We start from the raw sequence: 320 nt of genomic DNA, 5'->3' as shown, positions 1-320 counted from the left end.
CACGCTAGAGTATCGGTGGCTTGACGCACCATTTCTGATGTAGTCAACAGCAGGCAACGCTGTTCCGCGTATGCGTCTGCACGGCTTACGTCCGGAGAAATCAACAGCATATCGATCGGTTTATCAGGTGGAAAAAGCAACTGCTGATGGGGGCGGAAAGAAGCGGCAGGATCCGCTGGATCATATTCAAAGAAACGCGAAAAACCGGGCAAGCGAGCGGCACGCTCAATCGCGTTGGCAAAACTGCCCTGTTGGACGACGTCGTCAGCGATAGATTGCACCAGATTGCTCAGCAGGATTTGCTCATCACACCAAGCTTC

The 320-nt window shown here is 53.1% G+C and carries 1 protein-coding gene; it reads right to left on the bottom strand.

Annotated elements, in window-relative coordinates:
- A partial coding sequence (locus KDM89_RS21170; protein WP_212689780.1) for a hypothetical protein occupies positions 1 to 281 on the bottom strand: 281 nt, incomplete at its 3' end.
- Between the last annotated feature and the right edge of the window lie 39 nt (positions 282 to 320).

Source organism: Cognatundibacterium luofuense, assembly GCF_018139685.1.
Lineage (GTDB): Bacteria > Pseudomonadota > Gammaproteobacteria > Burkholderiales > Burkholderiaceae_D > Undibacterium > Undibacterium luofuense.
Note: the sequence above shows the minus strand (reverse complement) of the source record. Positions and strands in the feature narration are given on the sequence as shown.